Raw genomic sequence first — 25,230 nt, forward strand, 5'->3', positions numbered from 1 at the left:
ACATTATCATAATGACAAATTAACATAGTCGGAACATACGGCGCTTCTATGATTGTTTTCTCCTCGTTACAAATTCGTCGCGGCGTGCGCGTCCTGCTGGATAACGCCACTGCTACCATCAACCCGGGCCAAAAAGTGGGCCTGGTCGGCAAAAACGGCTGCGGTAAATCCACCCTGCTGGCGCTGCTGAAAAACGAGATTAGCGCGGATGGCGGTAACTTTACCTTCCCGGGGAACTGGCAGCTCGCCTGGGTAAACCAGGAGACGCCTGCGCTGAGCGAACCGGCACTCGACTATGTTATCGACGGCGACCGTGAATACCGCAAGCTCGAAGCGGAACTTCATTCTGCTAACGAGCGCAACGACGGTCACGCCATCGCCACCGTTCACGGCAAGCTGGACGCCATCGACGCGTGGACCATTCGCTCCCGCGCCTCCAGCCTGCTGCACGGCCTGGGCTTCAGCAACGAACAGCTGGAACGCCCGGTCAGCGACTTCTCCGGCGGCTGGCGTATGCGCCTCAACCTGGCGCAGGCGCTGATCTGCCGCTCTGACCTGCTGTTGCTCGACGAACCGACCAACCACCTCGATCTCGATGCGGTTATTTGGCTGGAGAAGTGGCTCAAGAGCTATCAGGGCACTCTGATTCTGATCTCCCACGACCGCGACTTCCTTGACCCGGTGGTGGATAAAATTATTCATATCGAACAGCAAACGATGTTCGAGTACACCGGCAACTACAGCTCCTTCGAGCGCCAGCGCGCGACGCGTCTCGCCCAGCAGCAGTCCATGTACGAAAGCCAGCAGCAGCGCGTGGCGCATCTGCAGAGCTTCGTGGATCGCTTTAAGGCCAAAGCCTCAAAAGCCAAGCAGGCCCAGAGCCGCATCAAGATGCTGGAACGCATGGAGATGATCGCCCCGGCGCACGTGGATAACCCGTTCCACTTCAGCTTCCGCGAGCCGGAAAGCCTGCCTAACCCGCTGCTGAAAATGGAAAAAGTCAGCGCTGGCTATGCCGACCGCATTATTCTCGACTCCATCAAGCTCAACCTGGTGCCGGGTTCCCGCATTGGCCTGCTGGGGCGTAACGGCGCCGGTAAATCGACGCTGATCAAACTGCTGGCGGGCGAGCTTAACCCGGTCAGCGGCGAAATCGGCCTGGCGAAGGGCATCAAACTGGGTTACTTCGCCCAGCATCAGCTGGAATTTTTACGCGCGGATGAATCGCCGATTCAGCACCTCGCGCGTCTTGCGCCGCAGGAGATGGAGCAGAAGCTGCGCGACTATCTCGGCGGCTTCGGCTTCCAGGGCGATAAGGTGACTGAAAACACCGAGCGCTTCTCCGGCGGCGAAAAGGCCCGTCTGGTGCTGGCGCTGATCGTCTGGCAGCGCCCGAACCTGCTGCTGCTCGATGAACCGACCAACCACCTGGATCTCGACATGCGTCAGGCGCTGACCGAAGCGCTGATTGAGTTCGAAGGCGCGCTGGTGGTGGTTTCGCACGACCGTCACCTGATCCGCTCCACCACGGACGATCTCTATTTAGTGCACGGCGGCAAAGTCGAACCGTTCGACGGCGATCTGGAAGACTATCAGCAGTGGCTGACGGACGTGCAGAAGCAGGAAAACCAGCCGGAAGAGTCAGCGAAAGACAACGCCAACAGCGCGCAGGCGCGTAAAGACCAGAAGCGCCGTGAAGCGGAGCTCCGCACCCAGACGCAGCCCCTGCGTAAAGAGATTACCCGTCTCGAAAAAGAGATGGAAAAACTCAACGCCACGCTGGCTATCGTTGAAGAGAAGCTCGGTGATAGCGGCCTGTATGACCAGAGCCGCAAGGCTGAGCTGACCGACTGCCTGCAAACCCAGGCGAAGACCAAATCCAGTCTCGAAGAGTGCGAGATGGCGTGGCTCGACGCGCAGGAACAGCTGGAAGCGATGCTGCAGGCTGACTGACCGGTTTACCCCGTTTGAAGAACAGAATCCGTACCGGGTTCGGAAATCCAGCTTAAACGGGGTACAATTCGGAAAGTATCGTAAATTTCCGACAAGAATCAGCATCGCGCTTATGACCCAAATCATTCCATCAGACTTCGACATTGCGGCCGAAGACAGCACTGAGTTCGTGCCTATGCGCGGCGTGGCCAATCCGCATTTGCAGACCATGCTGCCGCGACTGATCCGCCGCAAGGTTCAGTTCACCCCGCACTGGCAACGGCTTGACCTGCCAGACGGTGATTTTCTGGATCTCGCCTGGAGCGAAGCGCCTGAACAGGCTCGCCATAAGCCGCGTCTGGTGGTTTTCCACGGTCTGGAAGGCAGCCTGCACAGCCCGTATGCGCATGGGCTAATTGAGGCGGCAAAAGCGCGCGGCTGGCTCGGCGTGGTGATGCATTTTCGCGGCTGCAGCGGTGAACCGAATCGTCAGAAACGCATTTATCACTCGGGTGAAACCGAAGACGGGACGTGGTTTTTACACTGGCTGCGGGAAAATTATGGCACCGTGCCAACGGCCGCCGTGGGCTACTCGCTGGGCGGCAATATGCTGGCCTGTCTGCTGGCCAAAGAGGGCGAAAGCGTACCGCTGGATGCCACCGTCATTGTCTCCGCGCCGTTTATGCTCGAGCAGTGCAGCTACCACATGGATAAAGGCTTTTCCCGCGTCTACCAGCGCTACCTGCTCAACCTGCTGAAGGCCAACGCGGCGCGTAAGCTGAAGGCCTACCCGGATACCCTGCCGGTAAGCCTGCGCCAGCTGAAAAAGGTGCGTCGTATCCGCGAGTTCGACGACCTGATCACCGCGAAAATCCACGGCTTCGCCGATGCGATTGACTATTATCGTCAGTGCAGCGCCATGCCGCTGCTCAGCAAGATCACGCAGCCGACGCTGATTATTCATGCCAAAGATGACCCGTTTATGGATCATCACTCGATCCCCGCTCAGGAATTCCTGCCCGACAACGTTCACTATCAGTTGACGGAGCACGGCGGCCACGTCGGGTTTATCGGCGGCACGCTGCGCCGCCCGAAAATGTGGCTTGAGGCGCGTATTCCTGACTGGCTGACCCCTTATCTGGACGGTGCAAAATGATTATTCCCTGGCAGGATCTGGCTCCCGAAACGCTCGATAATCTGATTGAAAGCTTTGTATTACGCGAAGGCACCGATTATGGTGAACAGGAACGCTCGCTTGAGCAAAAGGTCAACGATGTTAAGCGCCAGCTGAAAAGCGGCGACGTGGTGCTGGTGTGGTCAGAACTGCATGAGACGGTCAATATCATGCCCCGCAACGCGTTTCACGGCTGATCTTCCACCCTTTTCAGTCAGGGAGTTGCTATGTCTGCCAGACATCCGGTTATTGCCGTTACGGGGTCGAGTGGTGCGGGAACCACCACCACCAGCCTCGCATTTCGCAAGATTTTCGCCCAGCTGAATCTCCGTGCGGCGGAGGTCGAAGGCGACAGCTTTCACCGCTACACGCGTCCGGAGATGGACATGGCCATTCGTAAGGCGCGCGATTCGGGTAAACACATCAGCTACTTCGGCCCGGAGGCCAATGACTTCGGCCTGCTGGAACAAACCTTTATAGAGTACGGTAAGAGCGGCAAAGGGCAGTCCCGCAAGTATCTGCACACCTATGATGAAGCCGTACCCTGGAATCAGGTGCCGGGAACCTTTACCCCGTGGCAGCCGCTGCCGGAACCCACCGACGTCCTGTTTTACGAAGGATTGCACGGCGGCGTGGTCACCCCTCAACACGACGTGGCGCGCCACGTGGATCTGCTGGTCGGCGTGGTCCCTATCGTTAACCTGGAGTGGATCCAGAAGCTGACGCGCGACATGAGCGAGCGCGGCCATTCGCGAGAGGCGGTGATGGACTCCGTGGTGCGCTCCATGGAGGATTACATTAACTTCCTGACGCCGCAGTTCTCCCGCACCCATATCAACTTCCAGCGCGTGCCGACGGTGGACACCTCGAACCCGTTTGCCGCTAAAAGCATCCCGTCGCTGGATGAGAGCTTTGTGGTGATCCATTTCCGCAATCTCGAAGGCATTGATTACCCTTGGCTGCTGGCAATGCTGCAGGGCTCGTTTATTTCGCACATGAATACGTTAGTCGTGCCGGGCGGAAAAATGGGGCTGGCGATGGAGCTCATCATGACGCCGCTGGTGGAGCGACTGATGGAAGGGAAGCAGATCGCGTGAGCATGTTCCCTCTCCCTGTGGGAGAGGGTTAGGGTGAGGGCATCAACACGCACGATGCCCCATCAATCACGCCTCGATCACTTCATACGAATGCGTGATTTTTACCGCTTTCTCCAGCATTAACGCCACCGAGCAGTACTTTTCCGCAGACAGGTCCACCGCACGCGAGACCGCCGCGTCTTTCAGCTCTTTACCGGTGACCACAAAGTGCAGGTTAATATGGGTGAACAGGCGTGGCGCCTCTTCGCGACGCTCTGACGTGAGTTTAACCTCACAATCCGTCACGTCATGACGTCCTTTTTGCAGAATCGACACCACATCAATTGCGCTGCATCCGCCTGCCGCCATCAGCACCATTTCCATTGGGCTGGGTGCTTTATCGCCGGAGTTACCGTCCATCAAAATCTGGTGTCCTGACGCGGACTCGCCCAGGAACGTTAAACCTTCAACCCATTTCACGCGCGCTTGCATATTCATTAACTCCAACGTTGCATTTTTGGTGACAGATTACGTGTGCGTTACATTTATCGCAATGGAAGGCGACCTGCATCATGCTGAAGCGAGACACCAGGAGACACGCGGCGAAAGCTATGCTAAAACACTCAGGATGCTACAGTAATACATTGACGTTACACGTGTATGCAGAGGACATCAAACTTTACTGGCTGCGAAACGTTACGGTAGCCGACTTCCCAGGGTATGGGTAAGAATTCGATTGCAACCCCAGAGTCCGGATGCATCTGATGACTCTGGTGACAGCTTATAACAGAGGATAACAGCGCATGGTGCTTGGCAAACCGCAAACAGACCCGACTCTCGAATGGTTCTTGTCTCATTGCCACATTCATAAGTACCCATCGAAGAGCACGCTGATTCACCAGGGTGAAAAAGCGGAAACGTTGTATTACATCGTTAAAGGCTCGGTGGCAGTGCTGATCAAAGATGAAGAAGGGAAAGAGATGATCCTTTCTTATCTGAACCAGGGCGATTTCATCGGTGAACTGGGCCTGTTTGAAGAGGGCCAGGAACGTAGCGCCTGGGTTCGAGCAAAGACAGCATGTGAAGTGGCTGAAATTTCTTACAAGAAGTTCCGTCAGCTGATTCAGGTTAACCCTGACATCCTGATGCGTCTTTCTTCCCAGATGGCGCGCCGTCTGCAGGTCACGTCAGAGAAAGTGGGTAACCTCGCCTTCCTGGACGTTACCGGCCGTATCGCACAAACCCTGCTGAACCTGGCGAAACAGCCAGACGCCATGACCCACCCGGACGGCATGCAAATTAAAATTACCCGTCAGGAAATTGGTCAGATCGTCGGTTGCTCCCGTGAAACAGTGGGCCGTATCCTGAAAATGCTGGAAGATCAAAACCTGATCTCCGCCCACGGTAAAACCATCGTGGTCTACGGAACGCGTTAATTCCGCTTAAACGGCGTGCCATCGCAAGGTGTCACGCCGTTTTTGTCTCTATTCCCCATGTGGCGCAGGCTGATCTATCACCCGGAAGTTAACTACGCACTGCGACAAACGCTGGTGTTGTGTCTTCCTGTGGCCATAGGCCTGATCCTCGGACATCTTCAGCAAGGCCTGCTGTTTTCCCTCGTGCCCGCCTGCTGCAACATCGCCGGTCTGGACACGCCGCATAAGCGTTTTTTCAAACGCCTGATCGTTGGTGGCTGCCTGTTTGCGGGCTGTAGCCTCGCCGTACAACTCCTGCTTGCCCGGGATATCCCGCTGCCGCTGATCCTGACCGTGCTGGCGATGACGCTCGGCGTCACGGCGGAAATCAGTTCGCTGCACGCCCGCCTGCTTCCCGCCTCGCTGATTGCGGCCATTTTCACGCTGAGCCTCGCCGGGAACATGCCGGTGTGGGAGCCGCTGCTGATCTACGCCCTGGGGACATTATGGTACGGGCTGTTTAACTGGTTTTGGTTCTGGCTGTGGCGGGAGCAGCCGCTGCGTGAATCCCTGAGCCTGCTCTATGTGCAGCTTGCGGATTACTGCGAAGCCAAATACACCCTGCTCACCCAGCATACCGACCCGGAAAAATCCTTACCGCCGCTGCTGACGCGCCAGCAGAAGGTGGTGGATCTCATAAGCCAGTGCTATCAGCAGCTGCATATGCTCGCCGCCAACAAGAACCACGAGTACAAGCGGCTGCTGCGCACCTTCCAGGTCGGGCTGGATCTACAGGAGCATATCTCCGTAAGCCTTCACCACCCGCAGGAGGTGCAAAAGCTGGTCGAGCGCAGCCACGCCGAAGCGGTGATCCGCTGGAACGCGCAGACCGTATCGGCACGTCTGCGGATCCTGGCCGATGATATTCTCTACCACCGCTACCCGACGCGCTTTAACATGGAAAAACAGCTGGGCGCGCTGGAGAAAATCGCCCGCCAGCATCCCGATAACCCGGTCGGCCAGTTTGCCGCCTGGCACTTCAGCCGCATCGCCCGCGTGTTGCGCACCCAGCGCCCGCTTTATCCCCGCGACCTGATGGCGGATAAGCAAAAACGGCTTCCGCTATTGCCCGCGCTCAAAAGCTATCTTTCTCTTAAATCGTCCGCCCTGCGCAACGCCGCAAGGATTAGCGTTATGCTCAGTACCGCCAGCCTGATGGGCATGGCGCTGCATCTGCCGAAACCCTACTGGATCTTAATGACCGTGCTGTTTGTCACCCAGAACGGCTACGGCGCCACGCGGGTGCGTATTCTGCATCGGGCTGGCGGAACGCTGGCCGGGCTGATCATTGCAGGCGTGACGCTGCACTTCCACGTGCCGGAAGGCTATACCCTGGCAGGCATGCTGGCGATTACGCTGGTGAGCTACCTGATTATCCGCAAAAACTACGGCTGGGCGATGGTGGGCTTTACGGTGACGGCGGTATATACGCTGCAGTTGCTCACGCTCAATGGCGAACAGTTTATTGTCGCCAGGCTGATTGATACCCTGATCGGCTGCCTGATTGCCTTTGGCGGCATGGTCTGGCTGTGGCCGCAGTGGCAGAGCGGGCTGCTGAGGCAGAACGCCCACGACGCGCTGGAAGCCGACCAGCAGGCTATTCGCCTGATCCTGAGCAACGACCCGCAGCCCTCCCCGCTGGCCTATCAGCGGATGAAGGTCAACCAGGCGCACAACGCCCTGTTTAACTCGCTCAACCAGGCGATGCAGGAGCCGGGCTTTAACTCGCACTATCTGGCAGACATGAAGCTCTGGGTGACGCACAGCCAGTTTATCGTCGAGCATATTAACGCCATGACCACGCTGGCGCGCGAGCACACGATGCTAACGCCGGATCTGGCGCAGCGCTATTTGCAGTCATGTGAAATTGCGTTGCAGAGGTGTCAGCAGCGTCTGGAGTACGACGCGCCGGGCGAGTCGGGCGACTCAAACATTCTTGAAGCGCCGGAGACGTTGACCCACGGGCCAATGAGCACCCTGGAGCAGCATTTACAGCGCGTTCTGGGGCATCTGAACACCATGCACACCATTTCGTCGGTGGCATGGCGTCAGCGTCCGCATCACGGCATTTGGTTAACGCGCCGGCTAAAGCGAACCGAGTATTAGCCTTTTACGATCTTCTCGACCGCCGCGGCAAAGCGGGTTAACCCGTCTTCGATGTCTTTGTCTTCTACCACCAGCGACGGCGCAAAGCGCATCACGTCCGGCCCGGCATTAAGCACCATCACCCCTTCGTGCGCGGCGGCGTGCAGGAAGTCGCGCGCCCGGCCTTTGTACTGCGGCTTCAGTTCGGCGCCAATCAACAGCCCCATCCCGCGGATTTCGCTGAACACATCGTACTGTTCATCAATCTTTTGCAGGTGTTTTACGAAAAGCTCGCGCTTCGCGCTCACGGCGTTCAACACCTCCGGCGTGTTGATAATGTCGAATGCGGCACCCGCCACGGCGCTCGCCAGCGGGTTACCGCCGTAGGTGGAACCATGAGAACCGACGTGGAACGCGGAGGCGATCTCCTGCGTCGTCAGTACCGCACTCACCGGGAAACCGCCGCCGAGCGCTTTGGCGCTGGTCAGGATGTCCGGCGTCACGCCGTAGTGCATATAAGCGAACAGATCGCCGGTACGCCCCATCCCGCACTGCACTTCATCAAAGACCAGCAGCGCCTGATGCTCGTCGCACAGCGCGCGCAGCCCTTTCAGGAATTCCGGGGTTGCCGCCGTCACGCCGCCTTCCCCCTGGATCGGCTCGACAACAACGGCGCAGGTATGGTCGTCCATGACCGCTTTCACCGCGTGCAGATCGTTAAACGGCACGTGGACAATGTCGGCCGGTTTCGGGCCAAACCCGTCGGAATACTTCGGCTGGCCGCCAACGGAGACGGTAAAGAAGGAGCGTCCGTGGAAGGCATTGTGGAAGGCGATGATTTTGGTTTTGTACGGGCTGTGGCGCGTTGTCGCGTAGTAGCGCGCCAGCTTAAACGCAGTTTCGTTGGCTTCAGTGCCGGAGTTCATAAACAGCACGCGCTCGGCAAAGGTCGCATCGATGATCTTGCGGCCCAGGCGCAGCGCCGGTTCGTTGGTGAACACGTTGCTGGTATGCCACAGGGTTTCGCCCTGGGTTTTCAGCGCCTCAACCAGCGCGGGATGGCAATGACCCAGCGCCGTGACCGCAATACCGCCCGCGAAATCCACATACTCTTTCCCCTGCTGATCCCAGACGCGGCTGCCTTTTCCCTTCACCGGGATAAACTCAGCCGGTGCATAAATCGGCAGGATCACTTCATCAAATGTCGCGCGGGTAATTGCTGGTTGTTCAGTTGCCATGTCATGACCATCCATTTTTATGTCACAGTGATTGTGAAAATATAATCACAAAATATGCATAAAAAATCACAACAAGGCAACAGATATTCAGCGATTGAGGAAATTTGCCAGCAGCGCGTGCCCCTGCTCGCTGAGGATGCTTTCCGGGTGGAACTGCACGCCTTCGAGGTCCCATTCGCGGTGGCGAATCCCCATGATCTCCTGCGTATCGCTCCAGGCGGTCACCTCAAAGCAGTCGGGCAGGGTCGACGGGTCAATCACCAGGGAATGGTAGCGCGTCACGGTTAACGGGTTATTGAGCCCCGTGAATACCCCGGTGCCGGCGTGGGTGACCGGAGAGGTTTTACCGTGCATCACTTTCGCGGCGCGCACGATGGTGGCACCAAACGCCTGAGCAATCGCCTGATGGCCCAGACAGACGCCCAGGATCGGCAGCTTGCCGGCATAGTGCTGGATAACATCCAGAGAAATACCCGATTCTGACGGCGTACACGGCCCCGGAGAAATCACGATTTTCTGCGGAGCCAGCGTCCCGATATCGGCCAGTCCGATCTCGTCGTTACGGCGGACAACCACCTCTGCACCCAGTTCACAAAAATACTGGTAAAGGTTCCAGGTGAAGGAATCGTAGTTATCAATCAGCAGAATCATGGCGGCTCCCGAAAAAAATGCCGCCCTATTCTACTCAGATTCCCGCGCTTCGCTCACTACTTTGGCAAAGATAGCGTTGAGCGCGGTTAAATCTCCCGTTGCGCCGCTTCGGTTAGCCGTCACCCACTGGTCGGGATCGATATCGCGCCAGTCCAGCGCGTAGCCCGCGTGGAGCGCCAGCTGCTCGAAGAAAACGCGCTGGGCAATACCGTTGCCGCGCATAAACGGATGCAGCATGTTGATTTCGCAGTAATAGTGGCTAACCCGGTCAACAAACGCCGCTTTCTCAAGACCCACGAGATACTTTTCGCCTTCCAGCGCCGCCATCAGCTCGTTGCCCATCTTCTCGATGTATTCGAAATGGCAGAACGGAATGTCACCCTTAAAAATATCGTCGGTACGTAACTCGCCTGCCCGCTTCATCTCGCTGCGGTACAGATGACGATGAATAAGGCACAGATGGGGCAACCCGGGCGCGGATGGCCCAAGCTCCAGCGTCTCAATATGGGGTTCTGAGGGACCATTACCTTTTTCAAGGAGACAACTGGCCTGTAAATTGACGTTACGCTGCTGCTCCCAGAGACGGGATTTTTGCTTGTCGGTGAGTTTTTTCACTTAACGCCTCCCTGAATAGTCCGTTTGCCACAAGTATAAGCAGCAAAACGCGCTTTCGCAGGGAGGGCGACATAACGCGGGCAGAAGAAGCCCGCGTTCAGGAGAATTACGGCAGAACTTTTGCGGAGAGGATAACCACCGGTTTTGACGGCACATTCTGGTACGGACCGACGTCGTGGGTAGGCACCTGAGAAATCTTGTCGGCCACGTCCATCCCTTTCACGATTTTACCGAAAACGGCATAGCCGAAGTCGCGCTGACCGTGGTCGAGGAAGGCGTTATCCGCCACGTTCAGGAAGAACTGGCTGGTCGCGCTGTCTTTGTCTGCGGTACGCGCCATAGAGATGGTGCCGCGTTTGTTCAGCAGGCCGTTGTCCGCTTCGTTTTTGATTGGCGGGTTAGGCTGCTTCTGCTGCATCTGCTCGTTGAAGCCGCCGCCCTGCACCATGAAGCCTGGGATCACGCGGTGGAAAGTGGTGTTGTTATAGAAACCACTGTTCACATAGTCGAGGAAGTTTTTCACGGAAACAGGGGCTTTCTGGCTATTCAGTTCCAGCTCAATATTCCCGGCGGAGGTGGTCAGCAGAACGTGAGGGTCCCCTTTGGCTGCCAGCGCAGCAGGGGAAACGGCAGAAAGAGCAAACACAGCTGCGACAGCCGCCAGTGTTGATTTGAGCATGAGAATTCCTTAACAAAGCGCAGTATAAAAAGCGAATGGCTTGATTCTAAAGAGCAGTATGAACGGAGACCAGCCTTTTACCTAATTTTACGAAATTGAAACAATTATTACCGCGCAAACGATTGGTTACGCCGTCAAATAATGTGATTTAGATCACACTAAAACCTGCAATGACGTAATCATTGCCCTTAAAAGATAGGAATAGATCACTTTAGCGACTAAAATCTGCCCGCTCTCAGCGCCCCCCGGGCGCTTTTCTTTTTCTGAACAGGCCAGACATGACTAACAGCAATCGCATCAAGCTCACATGGATCAGCTTCTTCTCCTACGCCCTGACCGGCGCGTTGGTGATCGTCACCGGGATGGTGATGGGGAATATCGCAGACTACTTTCAGCTGCCCGTTTCCAGCATGAGTAACACCTTTACCTTCCTCAACGCGGGGATCCTGATCTCTATCTTCCTGAATGCCTGGCTAATGGAAATCGTCCCGCTGAAAACCCAGCTACGCTTTGGCTTTGTACTGATGGTTGCCGCCGTGGCGGGCCTGATGCTGAGCCACAGCATCGCCCTGTTCTCCGCCGCCATGTTCGTGCTCGGTCTGGTCAGCGGGATCACCATGTCGATCGGTACGTTCCTCATTACCCACATGTATGAAGGCCGCCAGCGCGGCGCGCGTCTGCTGTTTACCGACTCCTTCTTCAGCATGGCCGGAATGATTTTCCCGATGGTCGCGGCCGTTCTGCTGGCGCGCAGCATTGAGTGGTACTGGGTCTATGCCTGCATCGGCCTGGTCTACGTTGCTATTTTCATTCTGACCTTCGGCTGCGAGTTCCCGGTGCTGGGCAAGAAAGCGCAAACCACGGCAGAGCCCGTTGCGAAGGAAAAGTGGGGCATTGGCGTGCTGTTCCTCTCCGTTGCCGCGCTGTGCTACATCCTGGGCCAGCTGGGCTTTATCTCCTGGGTACCGGAGTACGCGAAAGGTCTGGGCATGAGCCTGAACGATGCGGGTAAACTGGTGAGCGATTTCTGGATGTCTTACATGTTCGGCATGTGGGCGTTTAGCTTCATCCTGCGCTTCTTCGACCTGCAGCGCATTCTGACCGTGCTGGCGGGGCTGGCGACCGTGCTGATGTACCTGTTCATCAACGGTTCACCGGAGCACATGCCGTGGTTCATTCTGACCCTGGGCTTCTTCTCCAGCGCCATTTATACCTCGATCATCACCCTGGGCTCCCTGCAGACCAAAGTGGCCTCGCCGAAGCTGGTTAACTTCGTCCTGACCTGCGGCACCATCGGCACCATGCTGACCTTCGTGGTCACCGGCCCAATCGTCGCCCACAGCGGCCCGCTGGCGGCGCTGCACACCGCGAACGGTCTGTATGCCGTGGTATTCATCATGTGCTTCGTTCTGGGCTTCGTGACCCGCCACCGCCAGCACAACGCGGCGGCAGCGTCTCACTAACCCCTACGCCCCTTTGCGCTCGGCAGAGGGGCTGTTTCTGGCAAAACTTACCTCTTCTCCCCCGATATCCATCTGGATCCACGTCTGCGCCAGCTGCGTCGTGGCGATCACGCGTCCCTGACGAATCGACCAGCGCACCGGCACCTGACAGCGCACCGCTTCAAACCCGCTCTCGGCAGGCAGAATAATCAGGTTCGCCGGGTTCCCCGTGGCAATACCGTAATCGCTCAGGCCGAAGGTACGGGCGCTGTTATGGGTGATGAGATTCAGACCGCTGTCGATTTGCGGATAGCCCATCATCTGGCAGACGTGCAGCCCCATGTGCAGCACCTGCAGCATGTTGCCGGTGCCGAGCGGGTACCACGGGTCGAAGACGTCGTCATGACCGAAGCAGACGTTAATGCCCGCTTCCTGCAGCTCTCTCACCCGGGTGATGCCGCGGCGCTTCGGATAGTCATCAAAGCGCCCCTGCAGATGGATATTGACCAGCGGGTTAGCGACGAAGTTAATTCCCGACATTTTCAGCAGACGGAATAGCCGCGAGGTGTAAGCGCCGTTGTAGGAGTGCATGGCGGTGGTGTGGCTGGCCGTCACGCGCGGGCCGATGCCAGCCTCATACGCCAGCGCTGCCACCGTCTCGACAAACCGCGACTGCTCGTCGTCGATTTCATCGCAGTGGATATCCAGCGGACGGTCATACTTCTTCGCCAGTTCAAAAGCGATATGCAGCGACTGCACGCCATACTCGCGGGTGAACTCGAAGTGCGGGATCGCCCCCACCACGTCGGCTCCCAGCCTTAACGCCTCTTCCAGCAGCGCCGCGCCGTTCGGGTAAGAGAGAATACCTTCCTGCGGGAATGCGACGATTTGCAGCGTCACCCACGGGGCCACCTCCTGCTTCACCTCCAGCATCGCCTTAAGGGCGGTAAGCGTCGGGTCGGAGACATCCACATGAGTACGGACAAACTGTATGCCGTTGGCAATTTGCCACTTCAGCGTTTTCCAGGCGCGCGCTTTAACATCCTCATGGCTGAGCAACGCCTTGCGCTCCGCCCAGCGCTCAATGCCTTCGAATAGCGTGCCGGACTGGTTCCAGTTCGGCTCACCCGCGGTCTGGGTCGTATCAAGATGGATATGCGGCTCAATGAACGGCGGGATCGCAAGCCCGCCGCGCGCGTTCAATACTTCATAACTTTCGGCGTGGGTGTCGTCCATCGGGGTGATGTCACCAAATCGCCCGTTCTCAATGGCGAGCTGCCACAGCCCTTCCCGACCCGGTAAACGAACATTCTGAACAAGCCATAACGGTGTTGTAGACATACCCTTCCCCTAAAAAACGCCGCTGATATTCAGGCGTATCGATTTTGGCAAAACCGCCCCTGATTTGTACACAAATTCAACGAGCGCGAAAAGCCTGCGATTTCCGCCACTTATAAAAATCCTGACAAATCAGCTATATACCACCTAAGGAGTAGGCGAAGACGTATTTGATTTGCATCAATAAGCGCCCCTGCTGAATCGTTAAGGTAGGCAATAATAGAAAAGAAATCGAGGCAATAATGAGCAAAGTCAGACTCGCTATCATCGGTAACGGCATGGTCGGCCACCGCTTTATCGAGGATCTTCTCGATAAGGCCGATGCTGAGCAGTTCGATATTACCGTGTTCTGTGAAGAACCCCGCAAGGCGTACGACCGTGTGCACCTGTCTTCCTACTTCTCCCATCATACCGCCGAAGAGCTCTCTCTGGTGCGCGAAGGTTTCTACGAGAAGCATGGCGTAAAAGTGCTGGTGGGCGAACGCGCTATCACCATCAACCGTCAGGAAAAAGTGATCCACTCCAGCGCCGGGCGTACGGTTTTTTACGACAAGCTGATCATGGCGACGGGCTCTTATCCGTGGATCCCGCCGATCAAAGGCTCGGAAACTCAGGATTGCTTCGTCTACCGTACCATTGAAGACCTCAACGCCATCGAATCCTGCGCCCGTCGCAGCCGTCGCGGCGCGGTGGTCGGCGGCGGCCTGCTGGGTCTGGAAGCGGCTGGCGCACTGAAAAACCTCGGCGTTGAAACCCACGTCATCGAATTTGCCCCGATGCTGATGGCCGAACAGCTCGACCACATGGGCGGTGACCAGCTGCGTCGTAAAATCGAAAGCATGGGCGTGAAGGTTCACACCAGCAAAAACACCAAAGAGATCGTTCAGGAAGGGACTGAAGCGCGCAAAACCATGCGCTTTGCCGATGGCAGCGAGCTGGAAGTGGACTTCATCGTCTTCTCCACCGGTATTCGTCCGCGCGACAAGCTGGCGACCCAGTGCGGGCTGGCCGTGGCGCAGCGCGGCGGGATCATGATCAACGACGCCTGCCAGACCTCCGATCCGGATATCTACGCCATCGGCGAATGCGCCAGCTGGAACAACCGCGTCTACGGTCTGGTGGCACCGGGCTACAAAATGGCGCAGGTTGCCGTGGACCATATCCTCGGCAGCGAAAACGCGTTTACCGGTGCAGACATGAGCGCCAAGCTGAAGCTGCTGGGCGTGGACGTGGGCGGTATTGGCGATGCGCATGGCCGCACCCCGAATTCCCGCAGCTATGTCTATCTCGACGAAAGCAAAGAAGTCTACAAACGCCTCATCGTCAGCCAGGACAACAAAACCCTGCTCGGCGCTGTGCTGGTGGGCGACACCAGCGACTTCGGCAACCTGCTCCAGCTGGTGCTGAACGCCATCGAACTGCCGGAAAACCCGGACGCGCTGATCCTCCCGGCGCACGCGTCCAGCGGCAAGCCGTCTATCGGCGTGGATAAACTGCCGGACAGCGCGCAAATTTGCTCCTGCTTCGACGTCACCAAAGGCATGCTAATCTCCGCCATCAATAAAGGCTGCCACACAGTTGCGGCCCTGAAAGCCGAAACCAAAGCCGGTACCGGCTGCGGCGGCTGTATTCCGCTGGTCACTCAGGTGCTGAACGCCGAACTGGCGAAACAGGGCATCGAAGTGAACAACAATCTGTGCGAGCACTTCGCGTATTCTCGCCAGGAGCTGTATCACCTGATCCGCGTGGAAGGCATCAAGTCCTTCGACGAGCTGCTGGCGAAACACGGCCAGGGCTACGGCTGCGAAGTGTGTAAACCGACCGTCGGCTCCCTGCTGGCCTCCTGCTGGAACGAGTACGTACTCAAGCCGGAACACACGCCGCTGCAGGACACCAACGACAACTTCCTGGCGAATATTCAGAAAGACGGTACCTACTCCGTTATTCCACGTTCCGCCGGTGGCGAAATCACGCCGGAAGGGCTGGTCGCCGTGGGCCGTATTGCCCGTGAATTTAACCTGTACACCAAAATTACCGGTTCCCAGCGTATCGGCCTGTTTGGCGCGCAGAAAGACGATCTGCCGGAAATCTGGCGTCAGCTGATTGAAGCCGGCTTCGAAACCGGTCACGCGTATGCCAAAGCGCTGCGCATGGCGAAAACCTGCGTGGGCAGCACCTGGTGCCGCTACGGCGTCGGCGACAGCGTGGGCTTCGGCGTGGAGCTGGAAAACCGCTACAAAGGCATCCGCACCCCGCACAAAATGAAGTTTGGCGTCTCCGGCTGTACCCGCGAATGTGCGGAAGCGCAGGGTAAAGACGTGGGTATCATCGCCACCGAGAAGGGCTGGAACCTGTACGTCTGCGGCAACGGCGGGATGAAACCACGCCACGCGGACCTGCTGGCGGCGGATCTCGATCGCGACACGCTGATTCAGTATCTCGACCGCTTCATGATGTTCTATATCCGCACCGCCGATAAGCTGACCCGTACCGCTTCCTGGCTCGATAACCTGGAAGGCGGCATCGACTACCTGAAAGCGGTGATCATCGACGACAAGCTGGGCCTGAACGAGCACCTGGAAGCGGAGATGGCGCGCCTGCGCGAGGCGGTGATATGCGAATGGACTGAAACCGTCAACACCCCGGCGGCGCAGACGCGCTTCAAACACTTCATCAACAGCGCCCAGCGCGACCCGAACGTACAGGTAGTGCCCGAGCGCGAGCAGCATCGTCCGGCGACACCGTATGAACGTATTCCGGTCACGCTGGTGGAGGAAAACGCATGAGCCAGTGGATAAACATTTGCGATATTAACGACATCATCCCGGCCACCGGCGTATGCGCGCTGCTGGGCAGCGAGCAGGTTGCGATTTTCCGCCCTCGCCACGATGAACAGGTTTTTGCCATCAGCAATATCGACCCGTTCTTCGAGGCCAGCGTGCTTTCCCGCGGACTGATTGCCGAGCATCAGGGCGAACTGTGGGTCGCCAGCCCGCTGAAAAAGCAGCGTTTCCGCTTAAGCGACGGTTACTGCATGGAAGATGAGAGTCATTCAGTGAAGCACTATGACGTTCGCGTGAAGGACGGCAAGGTGCAGCTGAAAGGCTGATCCCCCGCCTTTTCAATACGAAAAGCTTATGACCCCTTATGGGTAACGGCAGGAAAAACCGTATGTTTTGTACGATTCCTGCTGTTATCCTGACGTCAATTCTTACCCCCTCCATGAAAGCTGCGAGGTAACGTCGTGGATCACCTGCCGATTTTCTGTCAATTACGCAACCGCGACTGCCTGCTGGTGGGCGGCGGCGACGTGGCTGAACGCAAAGCGCGCCTGCTGTTAGAGGCTGGCGCCCGGCTCACCGTCAACGCCCTCACCTTCGCCCCACAGTTTGAGGTCTGGGCCCAGGAAGGGATGCTCACGCTGGAACAGGGTGAGTTTAATGAATCTCTGCTGGATACCTGCTGGCTGACCATTGCCGCAACGGATGATGATGAAGTGAACCAGCGCGTCAGCGACGCCTGCGAAGCGCGCCGAATCTTCTGCAACGTGGTGGATGCGCCGAAAGAGGCCAGCTTTATCATGCCGTCGATTATCGACCGCTCGCCGCTGATGATTGCGGTGTCGTCCGGCGGACGCTCGCCGGTTCTCGCCCGCCTGCTGAGGGAAAAGCTGGAAGCCGTGCTGCCGCAGCACCTTGGTCAGATTGCCCATTACGCCGGACAGCTCCGCTCCCGCGTGAAGCAAACCTTCTCGACCGTTGGCGAGCGCCGTCGCTTCTGGGAAAAATTCTTTGTGAACGACAGGCTGGCGCAGTCGCTGGCGAATCAGGACACCAAAGCCGTTGAAGAGACGACCGAACAGCTGCTCAGCGAGCCGCTGGACCATCGCGGCGAAGTGGTGCTGGTGGGCGCAGGCCCCGGCGATGCGGGCCTGCTGACGCTGAAAGGGCTACAGCAGATCCAGCAGGCCGATACCGTGGTTTACGATCGTCTGGTCTCCGATGACATCATGAACCTGGTACGCCGCGATGCCGACCGCGTATTCGTTGGAAAACGGGCGGGCTATCACTGCGTGCCGCAGGAGGAGATTAACCAGATCCTGCTGCGCGAGGCGCAGAAAGGTAAGCGCGTGGTGCGCCTTAAGGGTGGCGATCCGTTTATCTTTGGGCGTGGCGGCGAGGAGCTGGAAACCCTGTGTGACGCGGGCATTCCGTTCTCCGTGGTGCCGGGCATTACGGCGGCATCCGGCTGCTCAGCTTACTCTGGCATTCCGCTGACCCACCGCGACTATGCCCAGAGCGTGCGTCTGGTGACGGGCCATCTGAAAACCGGCTGCGAGCTGGACTGGCATAACCTGGCCGCGGAAAAGCAGACGCTGGTCTTCTACATGGGGCTGAACCAGGCCGCGACGATTCAGGCGAAGCTGCTGGAGCACGGCATGGAGGCTGATATGCCGGTTGCGCTGGTGGAAAACGGTACGTCCATCAAGCAACGCGTGGTAAATGGTGTACTGACGCAGCTCGGTGAGCTGGCGCAGCAGGTCGAAAGCCCGGCGCTGATTGTGGTGGGTCGTGTGGTTGAGCTGCGCGATAAGCTGAACTGGTTCTCAAATCACTAACGCATATTCTTCCTTTGCGGAGTAGTCCTTATGCGGACTACTCCCCTCTTACTGCTGTCGATAACATATCGCCCCGAAGTGGAATTTCTCCCTTTATTCCCCTGAGTTACATCCAACTTTCGTTTTTAAGACAAGGAATGCGTATGTTCAAACTGGCAAAAGCCGCCGTTCTGGTTGGCCTGTTATCGACTCTGACTGCCTGTACCGGTCATGTACAGAACACCAAAAATAACTGCAGCTACGATTACCTGCTGCACCCGGCGATCTCCATTTCGAAGATCATCGGCGGTTGCGGCCCGGCGGCGGAGCAGTAAGCGTTTTTCAGGCGTAAAAAAACCGGGATATCCCGGTTTTTTTGTTGGCGTAGAGCATTTTTTTTGTCGGGTGGCGGCTCCGCCTTGCCCGACCTACACCTGATATTGTTTTAACTTGGATTTATATAAGGCGTCTTCTTGTTTCTTGTTACTTGATCTTGGCGGCTTTTCAACAAAGCCAATAGCTTTATATACAGCTTTCAGTGTTTTAGACGCACGTTTAGTAGCTTTTTTCGCGCCGTCTTTCATCACTCTCTGCAGGAAATCTTCGTCGTTACGGTAGCGGTGATAACGCTCCTGCAGCTCGGTCAGCATACCGGAAACGGCGTCTGCCACTTCACCTTTCAGGTGGCCGTACATCTTGCCTTCGAAGTGTTTTTCCAGTTCAGGGATGCTCTGGCCAGTCACGCCGGAGAGGATATCCAGCAGGTTGGAAACGCCCGCTTTGTTCTGCACGTCGTAGCGCACCACAGGCGGCTCGTCGGAGTCGGTGACCGCGCGCTTGAGCTTTTTGACGACGGATTTCGGATCTTCCAGCAGGCCGATAACGTTGTTGCGGTTATCGTCAGACTTGGACATCTTCTTGGTCGGCTCCAGCAGCGACATCACGCGCGCGCCGGACTTCGGAATGAACGGCTCTGGCACTTTGAACACATCGCCGTAAATCGCGTTAAAGCGCTGGGCGATATCGCGGCTCAGCTCCAGGTGCTGCTTCTGGTCTTCACCTACCGGCACCTGGTTGGTTTGATACAGCAGGATGTCCGCCGCCATCAGCACCGGATAGTCGAACAGACCGGCGTTGATGTTTTCAGAGTAGCGCGCGGATTTATCCTTGAACTGGGTCATGCGGCTCAGCTCGCCGAAATAGGTGTAGCAGTTCAGCGCCCAGCCCAGCTGCGCGTGCTCCGGCACGTGAGACTGAACGAAAATGGTGCTCTTCTCAGGATCGATGCCGCAGGCCAGGTACAGCGCCAGGGTGTCCAGGGTGGCTTTACGCAGCTTCTCAGGATCCTGACGCGCGGTAATCGCATGGAGATCGACGATGCAGTAAATGCAATGGTACTCATCCTGCATGCTGACCCACTGACGTAACGCACCCATGTAGTTACCAATGGTCAATTCACCTGAAGGCTGTGCGCCACTAAAAACGATGGGCTTAGTCATTATTCAATTCCTGATGTTCACTGTGCGAAAGCCCGAGTGCGGGCAACAAATCTTTGAAGTGGTCGAAGACCACATCCGGCTCACTTAATGTGATGGCTTCACCGTAGTTGTAGCCATAGGTTAATCCGACGGAAGGACACCCAGCCGCTCGGGCAGCCAGAATATCATTGCGCGAATCCCCGACAAAGAGCAGCTCCGCAGGGGTTAAGGATAATTTTCCTGCCACCAGCAACAGCGGTTCCGGATGCGGCTTTTTGTTCTGCACGTCGTCACCGCCCACAATCACGGAGAAATACTTCGCGATATCCAGCGCTTCCAGCAGAGGCGCAACAAATGGCGTCGGTTTGTTGGTCACCAGCCCCAGCGGAATGCCCTTCGCGTGCAGCGCGCTCAGCGTTTCCTGAACGTCCGGGAACAGGAAACTGCCCTCCTCGACGGTCTCTTCGTAGAAACGATCGAACAGTTTGCGCAGAATCCGCAGCTGCTCATCCTTAGGGATGTCAGCGTGGTCAACGCTCGGTTTACCCTGCGCGGAACGCTGCGACGCGCGCTCCTGACGCGCCCACGTCAACGCGCGCTCCATCAGGACATCGGCGCCGTTGCCAATCCACGTTACCACGCGCTCTTCCCCCGCAACGGGGAGTTCAAGGGCGTACAGCGCCTGGTCTACGGCGCTCGTTAAGCCCGGCGCGCTGTCGACCAGCGTGCCGTCGAGGTCAAATGCGATACCCCGAATTGCCTGCAATTTATCCATGACTTACCTTCGCCAGCTCACGGCGCATTTCATCAATGACTTTTTTGTAATCCGGTTGGTCGAAAATTGCCGAACCTGCAACGAACATATCCGCGCCGGCTGCCGCAATTTCACCAATGTTATTCACTTTCACACCGCCGTCCACTTCCAGGCGAATATCGTAACCTGACTCATCAATACGACGGCGCACTTCACGCAGCTTATCCAGCGTGTGGGGAATGAACGACTGACCGCCAAAGCCCGGGTTAACGGACATCAGCAGAATCACGTCCAGCTTGTCCATGACATAGTCGAGATAGCTCAGCGGCGTGGCCGGGTTAAACACCAGGCCCGCCTTACAGCCGTTCTCTTTGATCAGCTGCAGCGTGCGGTCCACGTGTTCAGAGGCTTCAGGATGGAAAGTGATGATACTGGCACCCGCTGCGGCGAAGTCAGGCACGATGCGATCAACAGGCTTAACCATCAGGTGAACGTCGATCGGCGCGGTAATGCCATAGTTACGTAATGCCTTGAGCACCATTGGGCCAATGGTCAGGTTAGGGACGTAGTGGTTGTCCATAACGTCGAAATGGACGACATCTGCACCAGCCGCGAGAGCTTTGGCGGTGTCTTCACCCAGGCGGGCAAAATCGGCCGACAGAATTGAGGGAGCAATCAAAAACTGTTTCATCCGCTTCTCCTTGAAATGTGTTTACCGGCGGGCAAAACGGCTCAGGGGCGATAAAGAGCCAGAAGTTCGTCCACCTTTTTACGTGTGCCGCCGTTGCTGCTAATGCTACGCCGCACTTTGACCTGAAAATGCTTCGCGGCTTTATACCATTCGCGCGTATCAGGCGTGTCGTGATTCGAAATTAACACCGGAATTCTTTTGCTGACCAGCTTTTCTGCCATCTCCGCCAGACGGGCCTGTTCGGCCGGGCTGAAGCTGTTGGTGTGATAAGCGGTGAAATTCGCCGTTGCAGACAGTGGTGCGTAAGGCGGGTCACAGTAAACCACCGAGTTTACGCCTGCCAGCTCCATACACTCTTCATAGGAGAGGCAATGAAACTCTGCGTTCTGCGCTTTTTCGGCAAAGTGGTACAGCTCGTCCTGCGGGAAATACGGGCGCTTATAGCGACCAAACGGCACGTTAAACTCCCCGCGCAGGTTATAGCGGCACAGGCCGTTGTAACCATGACGGTTGAGATAGAGGAACAGCAGCGCCCGACGGAACGGATCCTGACTCTGATTAAACTCAGTGCGGAACTGGTAGTAAACGTCCGGCTGATTGTTCTCCGGCGTAAACAGTTTGCGCGCCTCTGCGACATACTCTTCGGTACGCAGCTTAACAATGTTATAGAGGCTGATGAGGTCGTTGTTGATATCCGCCAGGATATAACGAGAAAAATCGGTGTTCAGGAACACCGATCCTGCGCCCACGAAAGGCTCGATTAGACACTCGCCTTTTGGCAGGTGCTTTTTAATATCATCGAGCAGGGGGTATTTCCCCCCTGCCCATTTCAGAAAAGCGCGATTTTTTTTCATGCTGACTAACTGATTACACCTTCTCCGGCTGTGGAGAAAGCTCCGACAGCATCCTGCGCTTTAAACATTACTTCAGATCGGCCTGAACCTGATGAATCGGCTTCGCCCAGGGATTTTTTGCCTGAACATCCGCTGGCAGTGCCGCTACGGCACGTTTCGCTTCATCTTTGGACGAATAAACGCCGCTGACCAGCACATACCACGGTTGACCGTTACGGGTCGTCTGATAAACAACATAGTCTTTCAGATTTGATTTCTTCGCCCAGCTGTTGAGGTTGTCATAGTTAGACGAACTGCTCAGCTGCAGCGTGTAGTTGCTGGATGGCGCAGACTTCATCGAGCCAACGTTACCTGCAGTTTTGCCTGCGGCGCTGCTGGAGGCTGTTGCCGTGGCTGCTGGAGCCGTTGCTGCAGGTGCCGCTGTGGTTGCCGTTGCTTTCGGCGCAGTCTGCGTGACTGGCGCTTTAGCAGGCTCGCTCACCGCAGCCGTTTCGGTGCGTTTCGGCTGTGCCGGTACGGCTTTCACTTCAGGCGCTTTTACGACTGCCTGAGGTTTGGTTTCACGCTTAGGCTCAATCACCGCCTGCTTACGTTCAGGACGCGTCGCAGTTTGCGTCTGGCGCGGTTTGGTTTCCGTCGCAGCCGTTTGTGGCTGAGCGTTACCACCGCGAATCGGGGCAACGGTTGCCGGCTCAGTTGGCAGCGTAGAGTTAACCACGACGTTATCAACCTGCTGCTGGTTCTGCGGCTGCGTCAGCGCATTGTTCAGATCACCCTGAACTTCTACGCGCTGCTGGCCTTCAGGCGTGGCAGGTGCCTGCCCCTGAGCAGGGGTTGAAGAAACGGGCGGCAGAGAAACATCCTGCGGCGCTGTAGTGTTACCTGCGGTCTGCTCTGCGGAAGTCGCACCCGGTGCAGGCTGTGCGCCATTCGCCTGATTGGTCGCATCGTTACCGGACAGGTTGATGCTCTTCTCAGCGGAAGCAGTTTGCTCGGTTGAGTTCGTTGACGGTGCTTTAAGCGCGGAGCCAATGCCGACAATCAGCAGCACAAGCACCAGAACGCCCAGGCCCATCATGATGTACTGGCGGGAAGCCGGTTTCGGCGCAGCGGCTTTTTTACGTTTACGTGGGCGACGCTCTACAGGCTGTTCGTCCATTGAATCTTCTTCGGACTCATAATCCTCTTCTGCTCGCTCTTCGTGCGCGTTGCGGCTGCGCGAAGGGCGACGATCGTCTGCATCCAGATCAACATCGTCAAAGTTGATCTGCGGCTCGTTATCACGTTCTGAAGATTGACGAGAACGACCAGTACGACGATCGCTGGGATCGGGTTTCAGCTCGTCTTCTGGTTTGAATTCATCCATTTAACACCCCACTCAAAGGCTTATGCTAACGACTTTGCATTTCACCTGAAGCTAAACGACCACCTGCGACAGTGGCCTGACCTTTCTAGTTGTTACGCCTGCTGACAATCAGCGATAGCGCCAAGAACGACATCGTGCGGCACTCCGCCGCGCACTTCACTCTTCCCTATTGCAAGCGGGAGTACAAGACGCATCTCACCTGCCAATACTTTTTTATCGCGCATCATGTGGGGTAAATACGCTTGCGCCGACATCTCCTGCGGCCCGGTTACCGGCAAACCTGCACGCTCAAGCAGCGCAATGATGCGTGCCGTCTCTTCAGGTTTAAACTGCCCCAGACGTTCAGAGGTGCGCGCTGCCATGACCATACCGGCCGCGACGGCTTCACCGTGCAGCCAGTTGCCGTAACCCATCTCGGCTTCAATGGCGTGGCCAAACGTATGCCCAAGATTCAGTAAAGCACGTAAGCCCGTTTCACGCTCGTCTGCAGCGACAACTTCTGCTTTCAGTTCACAACAACGACGAATGCAGTATGCCAGTGTAGCCTCATCCAGGCACAGCAGCGCATCCATATTCTCTTCAAGCCAGCTAAAGAACTCGCCATCCAGAATAATGCCGTATTTGATCACTTCTGCCAGACCCGAAGCCAGTTCGCGCTTCGGCAGGGTTTTCAGACAGTCGAGATCCACCACCACCGATGCGGGCTGGTAGAACGCGCCAATCATGTTTTTGCCGAGCGGATGGTTAACTGCCGTTTTGCCACCCACAGAGGAGTCGACCTGGGACAGCAACGTGGTCGGGATTTGAATAAAACGGACACCACGTTGATAGCTTGCGGCCGCAAAGCCGGTCAGATCGCCCACAACACCGCCGCCCAGGGCAAGCAGTGTTGTATCGCGACCGTGCGGTTTTTGCAGCAATGCGGTAAAGACGGTATCCAGTACCGTCAGGCTTTTATACTGCTCGCCATCGGGGAGAATCACACTGTCGACTTTTACGCCCGCCTGCTCAAGCAGGTGGCGTACGCGGTCGAGATAAAGCGGAGCCAGCGTCTCATTGGTGACCAGCATCGCCTGATCACCCGCTTTCAGTGGTAAAAAGGAAGCTGGGTCGTTAAACAAACCAGCCGCGATGGTGATAGGGTAACTACGTTCCCCGAGAGTAACTGTAATCCTCTCCATGACGCGACATCCACCTTTAATGCTTTTACCCGCAGGCGAGTGTATATAAAGCCAGAATCAGTTGCTTTCCAGCATATGAATAATCTGGTTTGCAACCACTTTAGCGCTCTGGTCGTCAGTACGAATGGTCACGTCGGCAATCTCTTCATACAGCGGATTGCGTTCATCGGCCAACGCTTCCAGAACTTCGCGTGGTGGCGTTTCAACCTGCAGCAGCGGGCGCTTTTTATCGCGCTGCGTACGTGCCAGCTGTTTCTCAATGGTCGTCTCAAGATAGACCACTACGCCACGGGCGGAGAGACGGTTACGGGTTTCGCGAGATTTCACAGAACCGCCGCCTGTTGCCAGAACGATGCCCTGTTTTTCCGTGAGTTCGTTGATCACTTTTTCTTCTCGGTCACGGAAACCTTCTTCGCCTTCTACATCGAAAACCCAGCCCACATCAGCTCCGGTTCGTTTCTCAATCTCTTGATCAGAATCGTAAAATTCCATATTGAGTTGTTGAGCTAACTGACGCCCAATAGTGCTTTTGCCGGCACCCATAGGCCCAACCAGAAAGATATTGCGTTTCTCTGCCATTTTATCGGTACTACTAAGACTATTC

General features: G+C 56.7%; 23 protein-coding genes and 1 pseudogene. 11 read left to right on the forward strand and 13 right to left on the reverse strand.

What is annotated here, in order from left to right:
* The first annotated feature begins 48 nt into the window (after window positions 1-48).
* The 4 genes from NWV12_RS20240 to NWV12_RS20255 all read left to right on the forward strand — a co-directional run bounded on the left by NWV12_RS20240 (window position 49) and on the right by NWV12_RS20255 (window position 4,203).
* Window positions 49-1,953, forward strand: a complete 1,905-nt coding sequence (locus NWV12_RS20240) for an ABC transporter ATP-binding protein (protein WP_033146795.1) — start codon at window positions 49-51, stop codon at window positions 1,951-1,953.
* 112 nt (window positions 1,954-2,065) lie between these two features.
* Window positions 2,066-3,088 (forward strand): hydrolase, encoded by a 1,023-nt coding sequence (locus NWV12_RS20245; protein ID WP_101744692.1) that lies wholly within the window; start codon window positions 2,066-2,068, stop codon window positions 3,086-3,088.
* A complete protein-coding gene (locus NWV12_RS20250; RefSeq protein WP_008503016.1) occupies window positions 3,085-3,303 on the forward strand; it encodes a YheU family protein in 219 nt (72 codons plus the stop codon). Before NWV12_RS20245 ends, NWV12_RS20250 begins: the two co-directional genes overlap by 4 nt.
* Window positions 3,304-3,333: 30 nt before the next feature.
* Complete coding sequence (locus NWV12_RS20255; RefSeq protein WP_023309465.1) at window positions 3,334-4,203, forward strand: phosphoribulokinase; 870 nt, start codon at window positions 3,334-3,336, stop codon at window positions 4,201-4,203.
* A 66-nt stretch (window positions 4,204-4,269) separates the two neighbouring features.
* On the opposite strand, the gene NWV12_RS20260 is transcribed toward NWV12_RS20255, so the two are convergent.
* Entirely contained in the window at window positions 4,270-4,674 is a 405-nt protein-coding gene (locus tag NWV12_RS20260) for an OsmC family protein (protein WP_008503018.1), read from the reverse strand.
* A 311-nt stretch (window positions 4,675-4,985) separates the two neighbouring features.
* Between NWV12_RS20260 and crp the strand changes: the two genes are divergently transcribed.
* Both crp and NWV12_RS20270 read left to right on the forward strand, forming a co-directional pair.
* Window positions 4,986-5,618, forward strand: coding sequence for a cAMP-activated global transcriptional regulator CRP (gene crp / locus NWV12_RS20265; RefSeq protein WP_000242758.1), 633 nt, complete (start codon window positions 4,986-4,988; stop codon window positions 5,616-5,618).
* Between the two features lie 57 nt (window positions 5,619-5,675).
* Window positions 5,676-7,763: a YccS/YhfK family putative transporter gene (locus NWV12_RS20270; protein ID WP_048981424.1), complete on the forward strand. Its 2,088-nt coding sequence runs from the start codon at window positions 5,676-5,678 to the stop codon at window positions 7,761-7,763.
* On the opposite strand, the gene NWV12_RS20275 is transcribed toward NWV12_RS20270, so the two are convergent.
* From NWV12_RS20275 to ppiA, 4 genes are all read right to left on the reverse strand, one after another.
* The gene (locus tag NWV12_RS20275; RefSeq protein ID WP_172421409.1) at window positions 7,760-8,980 is read right to left on the reverse strand and encodes an aspartate aminotransferase family protein; all 1,221 of its coding nucleotides are present in this window, start codon (window positions 8,978-8,980) and stop codon (window positions 7,760-7,762) included. The two genes, NWV12_RS20270 and NWV12_RS20275, sit on opposite strands and share 4 nt — an antisense overlap.
* Before the next feature lie 87 nt (window positions 8,981-9,067).
* Window positions 9,068-9,631, reverse strand: a complete 564-nt coding sequence (gene pabA, locus NWV12_RS20280; protein ID WP_047059796.1) for an aminodeoxychorismate synthase component 2 — start codon at window positions 9,629-9,631, stop codon at window positions 9,068-9,070.
* Window positions 9,632-9,661: 30 nt separating this feature from the next.
* Window positions 9,662-10,246, reverse strand: coding sequence for a putative adenosine monophosphate-protein transferase Fic (locus tag NWV12_RS20285; RefSeq protein WP_048981425.1), 585 nt, complete (start codon window positions 10,244-10,246; stop codon window positions 9,662-9,664).
* Between the two features lie 106 nt (window positions 10,247-10,352).
* Window positions 10,353-10,925, reverse strand: a complete 573-nt coding sequence (gene ppiA / locus NWV12_RS20290; protein WP_023309471.1) for a peptidylprolyl isomerase A — start codon at window positions 10,923-10,925, stop codon at window positions 10,353-10,355.
* A gap of 278 nt (window positions 10,926-11,203) precedes the next feature.
* On the opposite strand from ppiA, the gene tsgA reads away from it, so the two are divergent.
* The gene (tsgA, locus tag NWV12_RS20295) at window positions 11,204-12,388 is read left to right on the forward strand and encodes an MFS transporter TsgA (RefSeq protein ID WP_048981426.1); all 1,185 of its coding nucleotides are present in this window, start codon (window positions 11,204-11,206) and stop codon (window positions 12,386-12,388) included.
* A 3-nt stretch (window positions 12,389-12,391) separates the two neighbouring features.
* On the opposite strand, the gene NWV12_RS20300 is transcribed toward tsgA, so the two are convergent.
* The gene (locus NWV12_RS20300; protein ID WP_048981427.1) at window positions 12,392-13,708 is read right to left on the reverse strand and encodes a cytosine deaminase; all 1,317 of its coding nucleotides are present in this window, start codon (window positions 13,706-13,708) and stop codon (window positions 12,392-12,394) included.
* A gap of 239 nt (window positions 13,709-13,947) precedes the next feature.
* Between NWV12_RS20300 and nirB the strand changes: the two genes are divergently transcribed.
* The 4 genes from nirB (at window position 13,948) to NWV12_RS20320 (ending at window position 18,637) form a co-directional block, all read left to right on the forward strand.
* Window positions 13,948-16,491, forward strand: coding sequence for a nitrite reductase large subunit NirB (gene nirB / locus NWV12_RS20305; RefSeq protein WP_048981428.1), 2,544 nt, complete (start codon window positions 13,948-13,950; stop codon window positions 16,489-16,491).
* Window positions 16,488-16,814: a nitrite reductase small subunit NirD gene (nirD, locus tag NWV12_RS20310; RefSeq protein WP_023309475.1), complete on the forward strand. Its 327-nt coding sequence runs from the start codon at window positions 16,488-16,490 to the stop codon at window positions 16,812-16,814. The genes nirB and nirD overlap by 4 nt, the downstream gene beginning before the upstream one ends.
* Before the next feature lie 135 nt (window positions 16,815-16,949).
* The gene (gene cysG / locus NWV12_RS20315; protein ID WP_048981429.1) at window positions 16,950-18,323 is read left to right on the forward strand and encodes a siroheme synthase CysG; all 1,374 of its coding nucleotides are present in this window, start codon (window positions 16,950-16,952) and stop codon (window positions 18,321-18,323) included.
* A 143-nt stretch (window positions 18,324-18,466) separates the two neighbouring features.
* A complete protein-coding gene (locus NWV12_RS20320; RefSeq protein WP_047646835.1) occupies window positions 18,467-18,637 on the forward strand; it encodes a YhfL family protein in 171 nt (56 codons plus the stop codon).
* Window positions 18,638-18,799: 162 nt separating this feature from the next.
* Here the strand turns inward: NWV12_RS20320 and trpS are convergent.
* The 7 genes and pseudogenes from trpS to aroK form a co-directional block, all read right to left on the reverse strand.
* Window positions 18,800-19,801 (reverse strand): annotated as a pseudogene (trpS, locus tag NWV12_RS20325) (tryptophan--tRNA ligase); the annotation flags it as partial.
* Entirely contained in the window at window positions 19,794-20,555 is a 762-nt protein-coding gene (gene gph / locus NWV12_RS20330; RefSeq protein ID WP_033146807.1) for a phosphoglycolate phosphatase, read from the reverse strand. The pseudogene trpS and the gene gph, both read right to left, overlap by 8 nt.
* Window positions 20,548-21,225, reverse strand: coding sequence for a ribulose-phosphate 3-epimerase (gene rpe, locus NWV12_RS20335; RefSeq protein ID WP_024907923.1), 678 nt, complete (start codon window positions 21,223-21,225; stop codon window positions 20,548-20,550). The genes gph and rpe overlap by 8 nt, the downstream gene beginning before the upstream one ends.
* Before the next feature lie 41 nt (window positions 21,226-21,266).
* Window positions 21,267-22,079, reverse strand: coding sequence for an adenine-specific DNA-methyltransferase (gene dam, locus NWV12_RS20340; protein WP_033146808.1), 813 nt, complete (start codon window positions 22,077-22,079; stop codon window positions 21,267-21,269).
* 67 nt (window positions 22,080-22,146) lie between these two features.
* The gene (gene damX, locus NWV12_RS20345) at window positions 22,147-23,445 is read right to left on the reverse strand and encodes a cell division protein DamX (protein WP_033146809.1); all 1,299 of its coding nucleotides are present in this window, start codon (window positions 23,443-23,445) and stop codon (window positions 22,147-22,149) included.
* Window positions 23,446-23,537: 92 nt separating this feature from the next.
* Entirely contained in the window at window positions 23,538-24,626 is a 1,089-nt protein-coding gene (gene aroB / locus NWV12_RS20350; protein ID WP_033146810.1) for a 3-dehydroquinate synthase, read from the reverse strand.
* Window positions 24,627-24,683: 57 nt separating this feature from the next.
* Window positions 24,684-25,205 (reverse strand): shikimate kinase AroK, encoded by a 522-nt coding sequence (aroK, locus tag NWV12_RS20355; protein ID WP_003861630.1) that lies wholly within the window; start codon window positions 25,203-25,205, stop codon window positions 24,684-24,686.
* Between the last annotated feature and the right edge of the window lie 25 nt (window positions 25,206-25,230).

It is taken from the genome of Enterobacter sp. Crenshaw (assembly GCF_024734705.1).
GTDB lineage: Bacteria > Pseudomonadota > Gammaproteobacteria > Enterobacterales > Enterobacteriaceae > Enterobacter > Enterobacter asburiae_B.

Excerpts from the sequence above, each read along its gene's own strand:
- NWV12_RS20250 (WP_008503016.1), top strand. The coding sequence starts at position 3,085 with ATGATTATTCCCTGGCAGGATCTGGCTCCCGAAACGCTCGATAATCTG.
- aroK (WP_003861630.1), bottom strand. The coding sequence starts at position 25,205 with ATGGCAGAGAAACGCAATATCTTTCTGGTTGGGCCTATGGGTGCCGGC.
- tsgA (WP_048981426.1), top strand. The coding sequence starts at position 11,204 with ATGACTAACAGCAATCGCATCAAGCTCACATGGATCAGCTTCTTCTCC.
- NWV12_RS20300 (WP_048981427.1), bottom strand. The coding sequence starts at position 13,708 with ATGTCTACAACACCGTTATGGCTTGTTCAGAATGTTCGTTTACCGGGT.
- NWV12_RS20270 (WP_048981424.1), top strand. The coding sequence starts at position 5,676 with ATGTGGCGCAGGCTGATCTATCACCCGGAAGTTAACTACGCACTGCGA.
- NWV12_RS20260 (WP_008503018.1), bottom strand. The coding sequence starts at position 4,674 with ATGCAAGCGCGCGTGAAATGGGTTGAAGGTTTAACGTTCCTGGGCGAG.
- NWV12_RS20245 (WP_101744692.1), top strand. The coding sequence starts at position 2,066 with ATGACCCAAATCATTCCATCAGACTTCGACATTGCGGCCGAAGACAGC.
- gph (WP_033146807.1), bottom strand. The coding sequence starts at position 20,555 with ATGGATAAATTGCAGGCAATTCGGGGTATCGCATTTGACCTCGACGGC.
- NWV12_RS20240 (WP_033146795.1), top strand. The coding sequence starts at position 49 with ATGATTGTTTTCTCCTCGTTACAAATTCGTCGCGGCGTGCGCGTCCTG.
- crp (WP_000242758.1), top strand. The coding sequence starts at position 4,986 with ATGGTGCTTGGCAAACCGCAAACAGACCCGACTCTCGAATGGTTCTTG.
- aroB (WP_033146810.1), bottom strand. The coding sequence starts at position 24,626 with ATGGAGAGGATTACAGTTACTCTCGGGGAACGTAGTTACCCTATCACC.
- NWV12_RS20255 (WP_023309465.1), top strand. The coding sequence starts at position 3,334 with ATGTCTGCCAGACATCCGGTTATTGCCGTTACGGGGTCGAGTGGTGCG.
- pabA (WP_047059796.1), bottom strand. The coding sequence starts at position 9,631 with ATGATTCTGCTGATTGATAACTACGATTCCTTCACCTGGAACCTTTAC.
- nirB (WP_048981428.1), top strand. The coding sequence starts at position 13,948 with ATGAGCAAAGTCAGACTCGCTATCATCGGTAACGGCATGGTCGGCCAC.
- NWV12_RS20275 (WP_172421409.1), bottom strand. The coding sequence starts at position 8,980 with ATGGCAACTGAACAACCAGCAATTACCCGCGCGACATTTGATGAAGTG.
- ppiA (WP_023309471.1), bottom strand. The coding sequence starts at position 10,925 with ATGCTCAAATCAACACTGGCGGCTGTCGCAGCTGTGTTTGCTCTTTCT.
- rpe (WP_024907923.1), bottom strand. The coding sequence starts at position 21,225 with ATGAAACAGTTTTTGATTGCTCCCTCAATTCTGTCGGCCGATTTTGCC.
- nirD (WP_023309475.1), top strand. The coding sequence starts at position 16,488 with ATGAGCCAGTGGATAAACATTTGCGATATTAACGACATCATCCCGGCC.
- dam (WP_033146808.1), bottom strand. The coding sequence starts at position 22,079 with ATGAAAAAAAATCGCGCTTTTCTGAAATGGGCAGGGGGGAAATACCCC.
- NWV12_RS20320 (WP_047646835.1), top strand. The coding sequence starts at position 18,467 with ATGTTCAAACTGGCAAAAGCCGCCGTTCTGGTTGGCCTGTTATCGACT.
- damX (WP_033146809.1), bottom strand. The coding sequence starts at position 23,445 with ATGGATGAATTCAAACCAGAAGACGAGCTGAAACCCGATCCCAGCGAT.